Here is a 13275-nt window from a genome sequence, read left to right on the forward strand (position 1 = left end):
GTCAGGGCGCTGGTTACCGTGGACGCCTTGTTCCTTGGTTTGAAGCAGGTGTGCGATGAGTCTGATTGTTTCGATGGCGGCGTTTGCCCTGGCCGCGTCCATTACCCCCGGCCCGGTCAACATCGTGGCGCTGAGTTGCGGCGCGCAGTTCGGCTTTCGCGCCAGCCAACGGCATGTCGCCGGAGCTACGTTGGGCTTTGTCTTGTTGCTGGTGCTGATGGGCTTGGGGCTGCATGAAGTGCTCAAACTCTGGCCATTCATGACCCGCGTCGTGCAACTGGCCGGGGTGGCGTTTCTGCTGTTCATGGCCTGGAAGCTGGCGACCGACAACGGGCAGTTGAATGCCGGGGACTCGGGCCGCGCACCTTCGATGCTCTATGGCGCGGTCATGCAGTGGCTCAACCCGAAAGCCTGGCTGGCGTGCGTGGCCGGCATGGGCGCGTTTGTCGCCGATGGCGAGGCGCGGCTGGTCTGGCAGTTCGCGGCGGTGTATCTGGTGATCTGCTATCTGTCGGTGGGCTGCTGGGCGTATGCCGGGACGTTCTTGCGCGGCTACCTGGGCAACCCGGCGGGGTTGCGCCTGTTCAACAGGCTGATGGCAGGGTTGTTGGCGGTGTGTGCGATTTATCTGTTGTTGCCTTGAAATCCTCACAGGGGATTGCTGTCAGCCCCGATACTGCCCCGGCGTCGCCGCCAGATGCTGTTTGAACGCCCGTTGAAAGTGCGCTTGATCGGCAAACCCCGCCTCAAGCGCCACATCGGCAATCAACCGTCCACTGCGCAACCGCTCGCGAGCGAACTGGATGCGCTGGTTGATCACAAACGCATGGGGCGTCATGCCGTAATGCTGCTTGAAGGCGCGGATCAGGTACGACGGCGACAACTGCGCCGCGCGGCAAATGTCATCGAGGCTCAGCAGATCGGTGCAGTGTTCGCGGATGTAATCGGCGGCGCGTTCAAGCTTGAAATTCGGCTCGCGCGATGGCTGTTCAACCGGGTTCAGGCGCAATTGCAGATTCGTGAAAAACTCGACCGCAGCGCTCTGTTTTCGCAGCACATCCTGTTGCCCGTCGACGAGAATTTCGTATAACCCCTTGAGATCGCGGAACAGGCCGGCATCGTTGAGATGGGTGGTCGCAAAGCGGCGGAATTCAAGCTCGGCACTGAAGCCCAGTTGATGTTGCAAATCGGTTAGCCATGGCGTTTCGACGTACAGCATCAGGTATGACCACGGCTGATCATTGATCGGATTGCAGGCGTGCACATCACCGGGGTTCATCAACACCACGGTGCCGGCGGCGACTTCGAACTGCGCCTGTTCATGCACATATGTGCTGCGCCCGGCGGTAATCGCCCCGATGGAGAAGTGCGCATGAGAATGCCGCGCATAACAAACCTCGCGACCATCGGCGATGGCCCGGGCTTCGATGAAGGGCAGGGCCTCGTCGCGCCAGAAACGCGGGGCTTTTTCAGGGTTTTTCGCGGCAGCGTGTTTCATCGACGTCGTTCCCGGCAGGCCAGCGCCCGAGTGTATTAGCTCTGGCCGGCAAAGGCTCGTTCCAGTTGGGCAATGTCGAGTTTTTTCAGGGTGTACATGGCCTGCATCTCCCGCTGGGATTTGCGGGTGTCCGCATCCCGCATCATGTGCATGAACGCCACCGGCACGATTTGCCACGAAACACCGAACTTGTCCTTGAGCCAGCCGCATTGCTGCGCTTCAAGCGGCCCACCGGCGCCTACCTCTACGATGGCCACATGCCGATCGCGCTGTTGGTAGTGATGCACGCCATGACCATCATTGGCCCAACCCTGCTGAAAGTGGGCTGTGTGATGCGCCTTTTGGCGCAATACCGCCTCAGTGGCCCGCCGCTGATCCAGCAAGCACTGTAAAACCCTGTGGGAGCTGCGTGACTGAAACTAGCGCCGCTCAGCCACCATCAGCAACGACTGCGGCACAGGACTTTGCGGATGCTGCGGTTCTTGCAGTGCGGCCAACTGGAAACCTGCCATGTCGAGCGCATTGATCCAGCTCGACAGCGTGCGGAAATACCACGGCATCGGCTGCCACTGGCCTTCGAACCCGGCGAAGGTCTCTTGCCGCCAACCATCCTGATAATCGCCCGCCGCGACGGCCCATGGGTGCAGCGTCTGGATCACCAGCACACCGCCGGGCACCAGCAAGGCGTTCATCGCCGCGAGCAGCGGGATGATGTCCTGATGCAACAGAGAGAAATTGGCGCAGATCAGGTCGTAGTCCCGCCCGATGTCCACATTCGCTTCAACCAGCGCTTCATAACTGGCGACCTGCACTTGCGATGCACCGGCCAAACGCGCCGCTTCAACCAACGTCGCGTTGCCATCCACGCCCACCGCAGCAATGCCCCGATCCGCCAGTGCCCGCAATAACCAGCCTTCGCCGCAACCCAGGTCGAGCACGCGCGCAGGTTGCCGGCCCATGATTGCCAGCAGGATCGCCTGATCGGTGACCTGCTGACGGCTTTCAATCGCGCCGCTGCGGACCACTTCGATCCAGACGTGGGCGTTGTCGTGCCAGCTCTGCAAAAGAGTGGATTCAGGGGAGGGCATGTCGGTGTCCGGACCGTTGAGTGGAGGATGCCGTGCGCAAAGATCAGTATGGACGCCGGGTTCAAGATCGCCATGCAGGATGCACTGGCCCTGCATGGCGAACCGTGTGGTACCTACTGCGGCAGGCGCAGTTTATCCAGCAATCGGTTGACCAACAGCTCGTTCAACATGATCACCTGTTGCAGTGCCAGCAGCGGTTTTCGCTCCGGGCCGCCCACCGAGTCGGCGATGTTACCGGCCATGGCATGAGCGTATGACAGCGACTCACAGGCTTCGACGAGCAGGGTTTCTTCATCCAGCGTGGGATCGACGAGAAAGACGGGGCGAAACTTGGGCGAGCTTGGCGGGGCCGACAGTGCTTCGGGTCTGAGGTAGTAGTCGAGGGCGCGATCAGTTGCTTCTTTGACCTTTTGCGGGTCAAGGGCGGGGTCGTGTGGGACTGGATCGGTGTGCGGTGGGTTGGGTGTGATTTTGAACATGGATGAAACTCCTATTGCAGATTTCAAGGAACCATCACTTTCGCTACCAAACGAGGGTGGCGGCCATACGCGGGTTGGTAGACCGGCTGCAATAGGAACCCGGCGCTCGCAAAGGAGCCCCACGCATGACCACCATATGAAAGACTGCACAAGGTGTTGCCACACGACCATTACAGACGGGCTACCAAACCCGATCACTGTTTTGCAGTGACAGGGAAACGATACAACCCGCCCCACAGCCGTGTAAGCCGGCGGATTCTGGCGTACGCGTAGGTAACGGCGCAAGGTTTTGTAGCCTGTATGGCGTAACGCGGAGTGTCATTTAAACGCGCTCACGCAATGATGTTTACGCAGACGGAATGTGGGTTAGCGAGAGTCTGCGACACCCTCACCATTCAAAGCACTCATGCATGACCGGTGGTCGCCGCATCTGGCCTAAAACGCAAATTGCGCTTAGCTCAATGGGATAAGCCCAAGCGTGCGCAGGCTTCGCGGCCGCAGCGACGACCCTTCAGAACACCGTGAGTCTGAGGAAAATCCCCGATGCTGACCCTGAATATCAATGGCAAGGATCAGGAGCTCGATGTCCCCGCGGACATGCCGTTGCTCTGGGTTCTGCGCGATATCGCGCACCTGACCGGTACCAAATTCGGCTGCGGCATGGCCCAGTGCGGCGCCTGCACCGTGCATGTCGACGGTGCTCCGTTGCGCGCCTGTATCACCCCGGCCACCGCCGTCGCCCATGGGCAGAAAATCCTCACCATCGAAGGCCTGTCCACGGACGGCTCGCACCCGGTGCAGCAAGCCTGGGCAGAACTGGATGTGGTGCAGTGCGGTTATTGTCAGTCCGGGCAGATCATGTCCGCCGCAGCCCTATTGGCGAAAATCCCCAAACCCACCGACAGCGATATCGATCAGGCGCTCTCCGGCAATATCTGCCGTTGCGGCACTTATCCAAGAATTCGCGCCGCGGTCAAACGTGCGTCCGAAATCGGTTGAACCAGACGGGGAGACAGACCATGAACAGTCCCGTATCGCGTCGGGGTTTTCTCAAAGGCAGTGCCATGTTGGGCGGCGGTCTGGTGGTGGCGTTTGTGGTGCCCGGCGCCCATCGTTTTGCGTTGGCGGCGGAGAATGAAGGCAAGGTCTTTGCGCCCAATGCGTTCCTGCGCATTGCGCCGGACAACAGCGTCACCGTGCTGCTTGGGCATTCGGAGATGGGGCAGGGCATCTGGACCGGGCTGACCATGCTGATCGCCGAAGAGCTGGAGGCCGACTGGTCGAAGATTCGCGTCGAACACTCGCCAGCCTCGGCCGCCGATTACGGTCTACCCGGTTTTGGCGGCATGCAGATTACCGGCGGCTCGACCTCGACCTGGATGGAGTTCGACCGCTATCGGCTGGCGGGTGCCACGGCGCGGCAGATGCTGGTTGAGGCGGCGGCCAAGCGTTTTGACGTGGCGCCTTCGACGATTCGCACCGAGTCGGGCGTGGTGATCGCTGGCGATAAACGCGCCACTTACGGCGAGTTGGCGGACGCCGCCGGGCAATTGCCGGTGCCCGATCCGAAATCCATTACATTTAAAGAGGCCAAGGACTGGAAGGTCATCGGCAAACCCACGAAACGCCTCGATACCCCAGAGAAGATCACCGGCCGCGCCAGGTTCGGCATGGACGTGCAGTTTGAAGGGTTGATGACGGCGATGGTTGCCCGAGCGCCGGTATTCGGTGCCCGCGTCAAATCCTTCGAGGGCGCCGAAGCGCTGGCCGTGCCGGGCGTGCATAAAGTGGTGCAAGTGCCGACCGGGGTGGCCGTGATCGCCGAGCATTATTGGGCGGCGAAACTGGGCCGTGATGCGCTGAAAGTCGATTGGGACCTGGGGCCGCACGCAGACCTGAGCAGCGAGAACGTGCTGGAGCGCTTTCGCAAACTGGCCGCCACTCCGGGCACGTCGGCCAGTCAGGCCGGGGATGCCATGGGCAACTTCGGTAAAGCGGCGAAAAAGATCGACGTTGAGTACAGCGTGCCATACCTGGCTCACGCGCCGATGGAACCGCTCAATTGCACGGTGAAGATCAGCGCCCAGAAGTGTGAAATCTGGACCGGTACGCAATTTCAGACGCTGGACCAAATGATTGCCGGCAAGATCACCGGACTTAAACCCGAGCAGGTCGAAATCCACACCGAATTCCTTGGCGGCGGTTTTGGTCGTCGGGCCAATCCAACCTCCGATTTTGTGGCCGAAGCGGTGGAGGTGGCGAAAGCGGCGGGCATGCCGGTGAAAACCGTATGGTCGCGCGAGGATGACATTCGCGGCGGTTATTACCGCTCTATGTTCCTGCATCAGGCGCGTATAGGGCTGGGAGCCGATGGCATGCCGTTGAGCTGGCAGCATGTGCTGGTCGGGCAATCGATCATGACCGGTACGCTGATGGAGGCGACCATGGTCAAGAACGGCATCGACCCGACGTCGGTTGAGGGCGTGGCCGACAGCCCTTACGTCAAAGGTCTGGCCCATCATCAGGTTGAACTGCATTCGCCGCAGACCGGGATCAATGTGCTGTGGTTACGCTCAGTGGGGCACAGCCACACCGGGTTTGTCATGGAGTCGTTGATCGACGAAATGGCCGCTGCGGCAGGCAAGGATCCGGTCGACTACCGCCGCACGTTGCTCAAGGCGCATCCACGGCATCTCGGCGTGCTGAATCTGGCGGTGGAGAAGGCCAACTGGTCGGCGCCGCTGCCGGACGGGCATGCCTTGGGCGTGGCGGTGCACGAATCGTTTGGCAGCTATGTGGCGCAAGTGGCCGAGGTTTCTCAGGACAATCTGGCCATTCGTGTGCATCGCGTAGTGTGCGCGGTGGATTGCGGGATCGCGGTCAATCCACAGAGCATCGCGGCGCAGATGGAGTCGTGCATCACCTTCGGTCTTGGCATGGCGCTGCATAGCAAACTCACGCTCAAGGACGGCATGGTCACGCAGTCCAACTATCACGACTATCAGGTGCTACGCCTCAACGAAATGCCGGTGGTTGAGGTGCATATCGTGCCCAGCCACGATAAACCCGGCGGCATCGGCGAGGCGGGTGTGCCGCCGACCGCACCGGCGGTGGCCAACGCCGTGTTTGCTTTGACCGGGCAGCGACTGCGCCAATTGCCGCTGCAATTGTCGGGGGTGTGAGATGAAACGACATCTGCTGTTGGGCGCACTGGTTCTGATGGGTGCAGGCGGGTACGCCTCGCAACTGTTCGCCGATGATCAGCAAGCCTTGAAGGCGTTCGACACCATTCAGAAAGTATTCCAGAGCCCGCGTTGCCAGAACTGCCACATTCCCGGGGATTCACCCTTGCAATTCGATGCCGGCACGCCCCACGCGATGAACGTGGTGCGGGGCATGGACGGCAAGGGCGCCGCCGGTTTGCCGTGCGCAACGTGTCACGCCCAAAGCAATCCGCCCGCCAGTTACGGCCCCCATGCGCCTCCCGGTGCGCCGCACTGGAGCCTGCCGCCGGCGGCGCACAAAATGGCCTGGATTGGCCTGCCAGCGGACAAACTCTGCGCGATGATCAAGGACCGTTCGAGCAACGGTGATCGCGATTTTGCCGCGCTGATCAAACACGTCAGCGAGGACAAACTGGTGCTATGGGGCTGGAACCCCGGGGCAGGGCGTGCGCCGGTGCCGGTGCCCCACGACCTATTCGTGAACCAGTTCAAGCTCTGGGCCGATGCCGGCGGGCCGTGTCCGGTGGCGGGGGGATGAGAATCTGAGCCGTTGCTGAATTAGCGCTACGCTGAAGTGTATGGATGCCAATGGAGTGTGCGAATGCTGGTCCCAGGAAAAACCGCCAATGAAGACGCGCGCATTCAAGCGCTGCACGGACTCAACCTTCTCGATTCTGCTCCGGAGGAGCGTTTCGATCGACTGACGCGATTGGCCAGGCGCCTGTTCAATGTGCCGATTGCCCTGGTGACACTGGTCGACAAGGATCGGCAGTGGTTCAAGTCTTGTGTCGGGCTGGAGGTCACGCAAACGCCCAGGGACGTCTCATTCTGCGGTCATGTGATTCTCAAGGACGATTTGTTGCTGGTGCCCGACGCCCGCCAGGACGAGCGTTTCCATGACAACCCACTGGTCACGGGCGAACCGAACGTTCGCTTCTACGCCGGCTACCCGTTGACCGTGCCCAATGGCAACAAGATGGGCACGCTTTGCCTGATCGACACCAAACCCCGTGAACTCGATGACGAAGAACGTGCGCTACTGCGTGACCTGGCTGGTATGGCCGAGCAGGAGTTGATGGCGGTACAGATCGCGAGCATGGACGAGTTGACGCTGTTGTCCAATCGCCGTGGGTTCATGCAGTTGGCCCAGCACGCGCTGGATGCTTGCGCACGGCTGAACAGGCCGGCGACGCTGCTTTTCTTCGACCTCAATGACTTCAAGCAGATCAACGATCTCTATGGTCATGCCGAGGGTGACAGTGCGCTCAAGACCTTTGCCGACGTGCTGCGCATTGCCTTTCGTGAGAGCGACGTGGTCGGGCGATTGGGCGGCGATGAATTTGTCGCCTTGCTGACAGGCTCCAGTCACGTCGAAACCACGGCGATCATGGCGCGACTCAACGAGATTCTCCAGGAGCGCAACGCCATGTTGCAGCGTGGTTATGCGATTCGCTTCAGCGTCGGCCAGATCGAGTACGACGCCAAGCGCCATGACACTGTGGATCGGCTGCTGGCGGATGCGGATGGCGCGATGTATGCGCATAAGCAGGCGTTGAAGCGTGTCTGATTCAGATTAGTCATGCATTTGGGAATGGATTGTGTCGTCAATGTTCGGCGCAATGGTTTCGTTTACTCCGATGACTAATATATGATCCGTATACATTTCGTATCGGATTTTGCCATGGGCATCGTAAAGATTTCAGAAGACATGCACGAGAATCTGCGCATCTCCAGTAACGCCCTCAGCCGCTCGATCAACGCGCAGGCCGAGCACTGGATGCGCATCGGCATGCTCGCCGAGTTGCACCCCAACCTCGATCACAGCGCCATTTGCCGCTTGCTCATCCGCGCCGAGCAGAACGGTGGGCTGGATTTGCAAACACTGACTCAGGAAGCCGTCACCGCATGAGAAACCAGATCAAGATCAATACCCGGGCCGAGATCGCTCAATCGCGCGTCGCCGGCAAGCTCGCCGCCGAAGTGCTGGCGATGCTGGTGCCGCACGTCAAGGCTGGCGTGACCACGGATGAACTGGATCGGCTGTGCAATGACTACATCGTCAACGTACAGAAAGCGGTTCCGGCCAATGTCGGTTATCACGGCTTTCCAAAAACGGTCTGCGCCTCGGTCAACGACGCGGTGTGCCACGGCATTCCATCGGGCACACCGTTGAAGGATGGCGACATCGTCAACCTCGACATCGCGGTGATCAAGGACGGTTGGTTCGGCGATACCAGCCGCATGTATGTGGTGGGTGAAGCGACGCCGCAGGCGCAGCACTTGATCAAGACCACTTACGACGCCATGTGCGCCGGCATTCGCACGGTGCGTCCGGGTGCGACCCTGGGTGATATCGGCCATGCGATCCAGAGCCTGGCGGAGAAGGAAGGCTTCAGTGTGGTGCGCGAGTATTGCGGGCACGGAATCGGCAAGGTCTACCACGATGAGCCGCAGATCCTGCATTACGGTTTTCCCAATCAAGGCATGAAGCTCAAGGCCGGGATGATTTTCACCATCGAACCGATGCTGAACGCGGGTAAACGTCATGTGAAGAACATGCCGGACGGCTGGACTGTACTGACCAAGGACGGTTCGTTATCCGCGCAATGGGAGCACATGGTGGCGGTGACGGAAAGCGGGTTTGAAGTGTTGACGCCGTGGCCGGATCAGATTGAGGGTTTTGCCGCGATTAACTGAGGGCCACAAAACCTGTGGCGGCGAGCAAGCCCGCTCCCACAGATTTGACCGGCGATGGACGATTTTTTGGATTCGCCCCACAGGGGGATTTGTAGTGTGTTGATGCGTTTAGTGAGCGCCGGCGGCTTTGTTCAGGTCGCTTTCGCTCCATTCGGTGTAGACGCAGGCATCGGCGGTGGCCCAGCGTACGCGTACCGGATCCCCCGCCTTGAGTGGCATGCCCGCCGCCGACAGCGCTTTGACGGTCATCGACGTCCCGCCCGAGGTCACCACGCTGCAGGTCTGGCTCTCGCCGAGAAACAGCACTTCAACCACCGTCGCTGACACCTCATTCCACCCCCCCATCAACGGCTCATCGCTCGCTTGCTGCACGCTCAGGGCCAAGGCTTTTTCCGGGCGTACCATCAGCAGCACATCCTGATCAGTGTGCAGGCCTGCGGTCAGTCGGATCGACAGCGGCTGCCCTTCAAAACTCGCGGCCGCATTGCCCTGCGCCTTGAGTTTGAGGAAGTTCGAGTTGCCGAGGAACGAGGCGACAAACGCGTTCGGCGGATTCTGATACAGGTCATACCCGCTGCCCAAACCAACGATCTTGCCGTGACTGAAAATCGCAATGCGTTGGGACAACCGCATGGCTTCTTCCTGATCGTGGGTCACGTAAACGATGGTGATGCCCAACCGACGATGCAGTTGGCGCAGTTCGTCTTGCAGGTCTTCGCGCAGTTTTTTGTCCAGCGCACCCAGCGGTTCGTCCATCAGCAGAATGCGTGGCTCATAGACCAGCGCCCGGGCGATGGCGACTCGTTGTTGCTGGCCGCCGGACAGTTGCGAAGGGCGGCGATGAGCGAACTGTTCAAGTTGCACCAGTTTGAGCATCGCATCGACACGCTTGTCGCGTTCGGCCGCAGCGAGTTTGCGGATCGCCAACGGGAAGGCGATGTTGTCGCGCACCGACAGGTGCGGGAACAGCGAGTAACGCTGAAACACCATGCCGATGTCGCGCTTGTGCGGCGGCACATTGACCAGCGACTGGCCGTTGACGAGGATCTCGCCGCTGCTCGGGGTTTCGAAACCGGCGAGCATCGACAGTGTCGTACTTTTTCCGGAACCGCTGGAGCCGAGGAAGGTGAGGAACTCACCGTCCTTGATGTCCAGGGAGATGTTGTCCACGGCGGCAAAGTCGCCGTAGTGCTTGTTCAGGTTGCGCAGGCTGACCAGGGGGTTGTCGTTCTGCTGGGATGCGTCTTTGATCACGGCACTCATGTCGTACTCCTGGGCGCTCAGGCGCTGATGTTGTTGCGCCGGCGCAGGGCGGCGGCGATCACCATGACCAATACCGACAGGCCGATCAGCAGCGTCGAAGCGACGGCGATCACCGGTGTCAGGTCCTGGCGCAGGGTGGTCCACATTTTCACGGGAAGGGTTTGCAGGGTCGGGCTGGCCATCATCACGCTGAGCACCACTTCATCCCACGAAACGAGGAAGGCGAAGAGGGCGCCGGCGACCATGCCCGGACGAATCGCCGGGAACGTCACCTTGAGCACCGCTTGCAGGCGTGAGGCGCCGCAGATCACAGCCGCGTCTTCGATCGACTGATCGAACAGCTTCAGCGAGTTGATGATCGAGATGATGGTGAACGGCAACGCGACGATCACATGGCTGACCACAAAGGCAAACATCGTCCCGGTGTAACCGAGCTTGAGGAACAGCGCGTACACCGCCACGGCGATAATCACCAGCGGCACGATCATCGGCAGAGTGAACAGGCCATAGAGCAATTCCCGGCCGGGAAAGCGCCCACGTACCAAGGCAAACGCTGTCGGCAGACCGAGGATCACGGCGCAGACGGTCGTCAGCACCGCCACCTTGAGGCTGGCGAGTGCCGCATTCATCCAGTCGGGGTTGGAGAAGAACTGGCCGTACCATTTCAGTGTCCACCCCGGTGGCGGGAACACCAGCCATTGGGACGAACCAAACGACAGCAGGACGATGAACACGATCGGCAACAGCAGAAACAAACCGATCAGCCCGGTGGTGGTGTAGAGCCCGAAACGCATCCGGCGGCTCATGGCATTGGGAGTCAGGAGCATCTCGGCTTACCTCGCGTTGCTGGCGCCAACCGGGGATTCCGGCTGAAGCTTCAGGTAGAAGTAAAACAGCACCAGGGTGATGGCGATCAGCAACGCGGCGCCGGCACTGGCCAGGCCCCAGTTGAGGAACGATTGCACCTGCTGAATGATGAACTCCGGCAGCATCATGTTCTGCGCTCCGCCCAGCAGCGCCGGGGTGACGTAGTAACCGAGCGACATCACAAACACCATCAACCCACCGGACGCCAGCCCGGGCCTGCACAGGGGCAGGAACACCCGCAAGAAGTTGGTCCATGGGCTGGCCCCGCAAATCGAGCCGGCCTGCAGGATCATCGGGTCGATGGCCTGCATGGTCGCCTGCAATGGCAGCACGATGAACGGAATCATGATGTAGCTCATGCCGATCACCACGCCGGTCAGGTTATGCACCATTTCCAGCGGCTGATCGATGATGCCCAGCGCCATCAAAGCCTTGTTGATCACCCCTGAGGCTTGCAGCAGCACCAGCCACGAATAGGTGCGGGCGAGGAGGCTGGTCCACATCGACAGCAACACGATGTTGAGGATCCAGCGACCCCAGCCGCGAGGCACCAAGGTGATCGCCCAGGCCAGCGGGAAGCCCAGCAACAGACTGAACAGTGTCACCAGCCCGGCCACTGAAAAGGTGTTGAGCAGCACGCGGGCATACGCCGAGTTGGCGAACAGTTGTTCATAGTTGCCAAGGCCCGGGGTGGGTTCGAGCACACCGCGCAACAGCAAACCAATCAACGGCGCCAGAAAGAACAGGCCGAGGAACAGCAGCGCCGGGACGAGGTTGCCGGCGCCGCGCCAGCGTTGTCTGAGGGAGGGGGCTTGCGGCATCGCAATCGCCTTTTGTCCTGCGGCCGAGCCGGCAGCGCTTGCGGCGCTCCCGGTGGCAGTGGAGGGACGGGACGCAGTGGCCGCCATTTTCATTTGACCAGCCATTCGTTCCACCGTGTCGCGATGGCCTGGCCGTTTTTGGCCCAGTACGCGAAGTCGAGAGTGATCTGATCCTTAGCGTAGGCAGTCGGCAGGTTCGGGGCCAGCACCGAATCCAGGCGCGCCACGCTGTCGACGTTGACCGGGGCGTAAGCGGTCAGGTTGGAGAAGTCGGCCTGGCCTTTGGCACTGCTGGCGTTGGCCAGGAACTTCATCGCCGCGTCCTTGTTTTTCGAGCCTTTTGGAATCACCAGAATGTCAGCCATGACCAGATTCTGCTTCCAGCTCACACCCACCGGCGCGCCATCTTCTTGCAGGGCGTGAATGCGGCCGTTCCAGAACTGACCCATGCTGACTTCACCCGAGGCCAACAGTTGCTGCGACTGCGCGCCGCCGCCCCACCAGACGATGTCTTTCTTGATGGTGTCGAGTTTCTTGAAGGCGCGATCCAGGTCCAGCGGGTAGAGCTTGTCGGCGGGTACGCCATCGGCCAGCAGCGCCAGTTCGAGCACGCCGGGGCTTGGCCATTTGTACAGGGCGCGTTTGCCGGGGTAGGTCTTGGTGTCGAACAGCGCCGTCCAGTCTTGCGGCTTGGCAGCGCCGAGCTTGCCTTCGTTGTAGCCGAGGACGAAGGAGAAGAAGAACGAGCCGACGCCGTAATCGCTGACAAAGCGTGGGTCGATCTTGTCGCGCTGGATGACGTTGAAATCGAGGGGTTCGAGCAGCCCTTCAGCGGCGGCGCGCAGGGCGAAATCGGCTTCGACATCGACCACGTCCCATTGCACGTTGCCGCTTTCGACCATGGCTTTGAGTTTGCCGTAGTCGGTCGGACCGTCCTGCACGACAGTGATGCCGCTGGCCCTGCTGAACGGGTCAGCCCAGGCCTGTTTCTGCGCATCCTGGGTGCTTCCGCCCCAACTGACAAAATTCACGCTCTCGGCGGCCATGGCGGCCTGGCCGGTGACGCTCAGCAGTCCGGCAAAAAGGATTGCGGTTGCAGCTTTGTTCAACACCATTTTTACGCCCTCATTGTTGTGTTTTTGAGCGGGCTTGCGTTGTTGCCCGCCTATCGGGGAGCAGTAGATGGACGTTCTTTGGAATGTCCGGTCTATGGAATATCATATTATGGTATTCCAAACTTTGTGCAAGCACTTTGCCTTACCGGTTATCTGGCGAATGTCCTTTTTGGGGCCGTGAGATGACGATCGGGAAATGCAAAACCCTTGTGGGAAGGGGCTT

The 13275-nt window shown here is 60.5% G+C and carries 15 protein-coding genes and 1 pseudogene; 8 read left to right on the plus strand and 8 right to left on the minus strand.

Annotated features, from left to right (window positions below; genetic code table 11):
* Positions 1-55: 55 nt before the first annotated feature.
* Positions 56-643: a LysE family translocator gene (locus AACY18_RS22065; RefSeq protein ID WP_339433216.1), complete on the plus strand. Its 588-nt coding sequence runs from the start codon at positions 56-58 to the stop codon at positions 641-643.
* Between the two features lie 21 nt (positions 644-664).
* On the opposite strand, the gene AACY18_RS22070 is transcribed toward AACY18_RS22065, so the two are convergent.
* Positions 665-1498, minus strand: coding sequence for an AraC family transcriptional regulator (locus AACY18_RS22070; protein WP_339466121.1), 834 nt, complete (start codon positions 1496-1498; stop codon positions 665-667).
* A gap of 35 nt (positions 1499-1533) precedes the next feature.
* Positions 1534-1740 (minus strand): annotated as a pseudogene (locus tag AACY18_RS22075) (VOC family protein); the annotation flags it as partial.
* A gap of 15 nt (positions 1741-1755) precedes the next feature.
* Here AACY18_RS22075 and AACY18_RS22080 point away from each other — a divergent pair.
* Positions 1756-1890, plus strand: coding sequence for a hypothetical protein (locus AACY18_RS22080; RefSeq protein WP_445261488.1), 135 nt, complete (start codon positions 1756-1758; stop codon positions 1888-1890).
* A 27-nt stretch (positions 1891-1917) separates the two neighbouring features.
* On the opposite strand, the gene AACY18_RS22085 is transcribed toward AACY18_RS22080, so the two are convergent.
* Both AACY18_RS22085 and AACY18_RS22090 read right to left on the minus strand, forming a co-directional pair.
* Complete coding sequence (locus AACY18_RS22085; RefSeq protein WP_339466122.1) at positions 1918-2586, minus strand: class I SAM-dependent methyltransferase; 669 nt, start codon at positions 2584-2586, stop codon at positions 1918-1920.
* A 113-nt stretch (positions 2587-2699) separates the two neighbouring features.
* On the minus strand, positions 2700-3065 hold the full coding sequence (locus AACY18_RS22090; protein ID WP_339433213.1) for a DUF6124 family protein: 366 nt from the start codon (positions 3063-3065) through the stop codon (positions 2700-2702).
* A 543-nt stretch (positions 3066-3608) separates the two neighbouring features.
* On the opposite strand from AACY18_RS22090, the gene AACY18_RS22095 reads away from it, so the two are divergent.
* The 6 genes from AACY18_RS22095 (at position 3609) to map (ending at position 8986) form a co-directional block, all read left to right on the plus strand.
* Positions 3609-4064: a (2Fe-2S)-binding protein gene (locus AACY18_RS22095; RefSeq protein WP_339433212.1), complete on the plus strand. Its 456-nt coding sequence runs from the start codon at positions 3609-3611 to the stop codon at positions 4062-4064.
* 20 nt (positions 4065-4084) lie between these two features.
* The gene (locus AACY18_RS22100; protein WP_339433211.1) at positions 4085-6247 is read left to right on the plus strand and encodes a xanthine dehydrogenase family protein molybdopterin-binding subunit; all 2163 of its coding nucleotides are present in this window, start codon (positions 4085-4087) and stop codon (positions 6245-6247) included.
* A gap of 1 nt (position 6248) precedes the next feature.
* Positions 6249-6827 carry a hypothetical protein gene (locus tag AACY18_RS22105; RefSeq protein ID WP_339466123.1) on the plus strand — a complete coding sequence of 193 codons (579 nt, stop codon included), beginning with the start codon at positions 6249-6251 and terminating at the stop codon, positions 6825-6827.
* Positions 6828-6890: 63 nt separating this feature from the next.
* Positions 6891-7856 carry a sensor domain-containing diguanylate cyclase gene (locus tag AACY18_RS22110; RefSeq protein ID WP_339433209.1) on the plus strand — a complete coding sequence of 322 codons (966 nt, stop codon included), beginning with the start codon at positions 6891-6893 and terminating at the stop codon, positions 7854-7856.
* A gap of 114 nt (positions 7857-7970) precedes the next feature.
* Positions 7971-8198, plus strand: coding sequence for a ParD-like family protein (locus AACY18_RS22115; protein WP_221734137.1), 228 nt, complete (start codon positions 7971-7973; stop codon positions 8196-8198).
* Entirely contained in the window at positions 8195-8986 is a 792-nt protein-coding gene (map, locus tag AACY18_RS22120; RefSeq protein WP_339433208.1) for a type I methionyl aminopeptidase, read from the plus strand. Before AACY18_RS22115 ends, map begins: the two co-directional genes overlap by 4 nt.
* A gap of 108 nt (positions 8987-9094) precedes the next feature.
* Here map and AACY18_RS22125 read toward each other — a convergent pair whose 3' ends face one another.
* From AACY18_RS22125 to AACY18_RS22140, 4 genes are read right to left on the minus strand one after another with little or no spacing between them, the layout of a single operon-like run.
* Positions 9095-10249, minus strand: a complete 1155-nt coding sequence (locus AACY18_RS22125) for an ABC transporter ATP-binding protein (RefSeq protein WP_339433207.1) — start codon at positions 10247-10249, stop codon at positions 9095-9097.
* A 17-nt stretch (positions 10250-10266) separates the two neighbouring features.
* Positions 10267-11076: an ABC transporter permease gene (locus AACY18_RS22130; RefSeq protein ID WP_339433206.1), complete on the minus strand. Its 810-nt coding sequence runs from the start codon at positions 11074-11076 to the stop codon at positions 10267-10269.
* Positions 11077-11082: 6 nt separating this feature from the next.
* Positions 11083-12030, minus strand: a complete 948-nt coding sequence (locus AACY18_RS22135) for an ABC transporter permease (RefSeq protein ID WP_339433253.1) — start codon at positions 12028-12030, stop codon at positions 11083-11085.
* Entirely contained in the window at positions 12027-13052 is a 1026-nt protein-coding gene (locus AACY18_RS22140; RefSeq protein ID WP_339433205.1) for an ABC transporter substrate-binding protein, read from the minus strand. The genes AACY18_RS22135 and AACY18_RS22140 overlap by 4 nt, the downstream gene beginning before the upstream one ends.
* Positions 13053-13275: the final 223 nt, after the last annotated feature.

It is taken from the genome of Pseudomonas sp. EA_65y_Pfl2_P74 (genome assembly GCF_963970575.1).
In the GTDB taxonomy this organism is placed as follows: domain Bacteria; phylum Pseudomonadota; class Gammaproteobacteria; order Pseudomonadales; family Pseudomonadaceae; genus Aquipseudomonas; species Aquipseudomonas baetica_A.

Excerpts from the sequence above, each read along its gene's own strand:
- AACY18_RS22065 (WP_339433216.1), top strand. The coding sequence starts at position 56 with ATGAGTCTGATTGTTTCGATGGCGGCGTTTGCCCTGGCCGCGTCCATT.
- AACY18_RS22070 (WP_339466121.1), bottom strand. The coding sequence starts at position 1,498 with ATGAAACACGCTGCCGCGAAAAACCCTGAAAAAGCCCCGCGTTTCTGG.
- AACY18_RS22080 (WP_445261488.1), top strand. The coding sequence starts at position 1,756 with ATGCCGATCGCGCTGTTGGTAGTGATGCACGCCATGACCATCATTGGC.
- AACY18_RS22085 (WP_339466122.1), bottom strand. The coding sequence starts at position 2,586 with ATGCCCTCCCCTGAATCCACTCTTTTGCAGAGCTGGCACGACAACGCC.
- AACY18_RS22090 (WP_339433213.1), bottom strand. The coding sequence starts at position 3,065 with ATGTTCAAAATCACACCCAACCCACCGCACACCGATCCAGTCCCACAC.
- AACY18_RS22095 (WP_339433212.1), top strand. The coding sequence starts at position 3,609 with ATGCTGACCCTGAATATCAATGGCAAGGATCAGGAGCTCGATGTCCCC.
- AACY18_RS22100 (WP_339433211.1), top strand. The coding sequence starts at position 4,085 with ATGAACAGTCCCGTATCGCGTCGGGGTTTTCTCAAAGGCAGTGCCATG.
- AACY18_RS22105 (WP_339466123.1), top strand. The coding sequence starts at position 6,249 with ATGAAACGACATCTGCTGTTGGGCGCACTGGTTCTGATGGGTGCAGGC.
- AACY18_RS22110 (WP_339433209.1), top strand. The coding sequence starts at position 6,891 with ATGCTGGTCCCAGGAAAAACCGCCAATGAAGACGCGCGCATTCAAGCG.
- AACY18_RS22115 (WP_221734137.1), top strand. The coding sequence starts at position 7,971 with ATGGGCATCGTAAAGATTTCAGAAGACATGCACGAGAATCTGCGCATC.
- map (WP_339433208.1), top strand. The coding sequence starts at position 8,195 with ATGAGAAACCAGATCAAGATCAATACCCGGGCCGAGATCGCTCAATCG.
- AACY18_RS22125 (WP_339433207.1), bottom strand. The coding sequence starts at position 10,249 with ATGAGTGCCGTGATCAAAGACGCATCCCAGCAGAACGACAACCCCCTG.
- AACY18_RS22130 (WP_339433206.1), bottom strand. The coding sequence starts at position 11,076 with ATGCTCCTGACTCCCAATGCCATGAGCCGCCGGATGCGTTTCGGGCTC.
- AACY18_RS22135 (WP_339433253.1), bottom strand. The coding sequence starts at position 12,030 with ATGAAAATGGCGGCCACTGCGTCCCGTCCCTCCACTGCCACCGGGAGC.
- AACY18_RS22140 (WP_339433205.1), bottom strand. The coding sequence starts at position 13,052 with ATGGTGTTGAACAAAGCTGCAACCGCAATCCTTTTTGCCGGACTGCTG.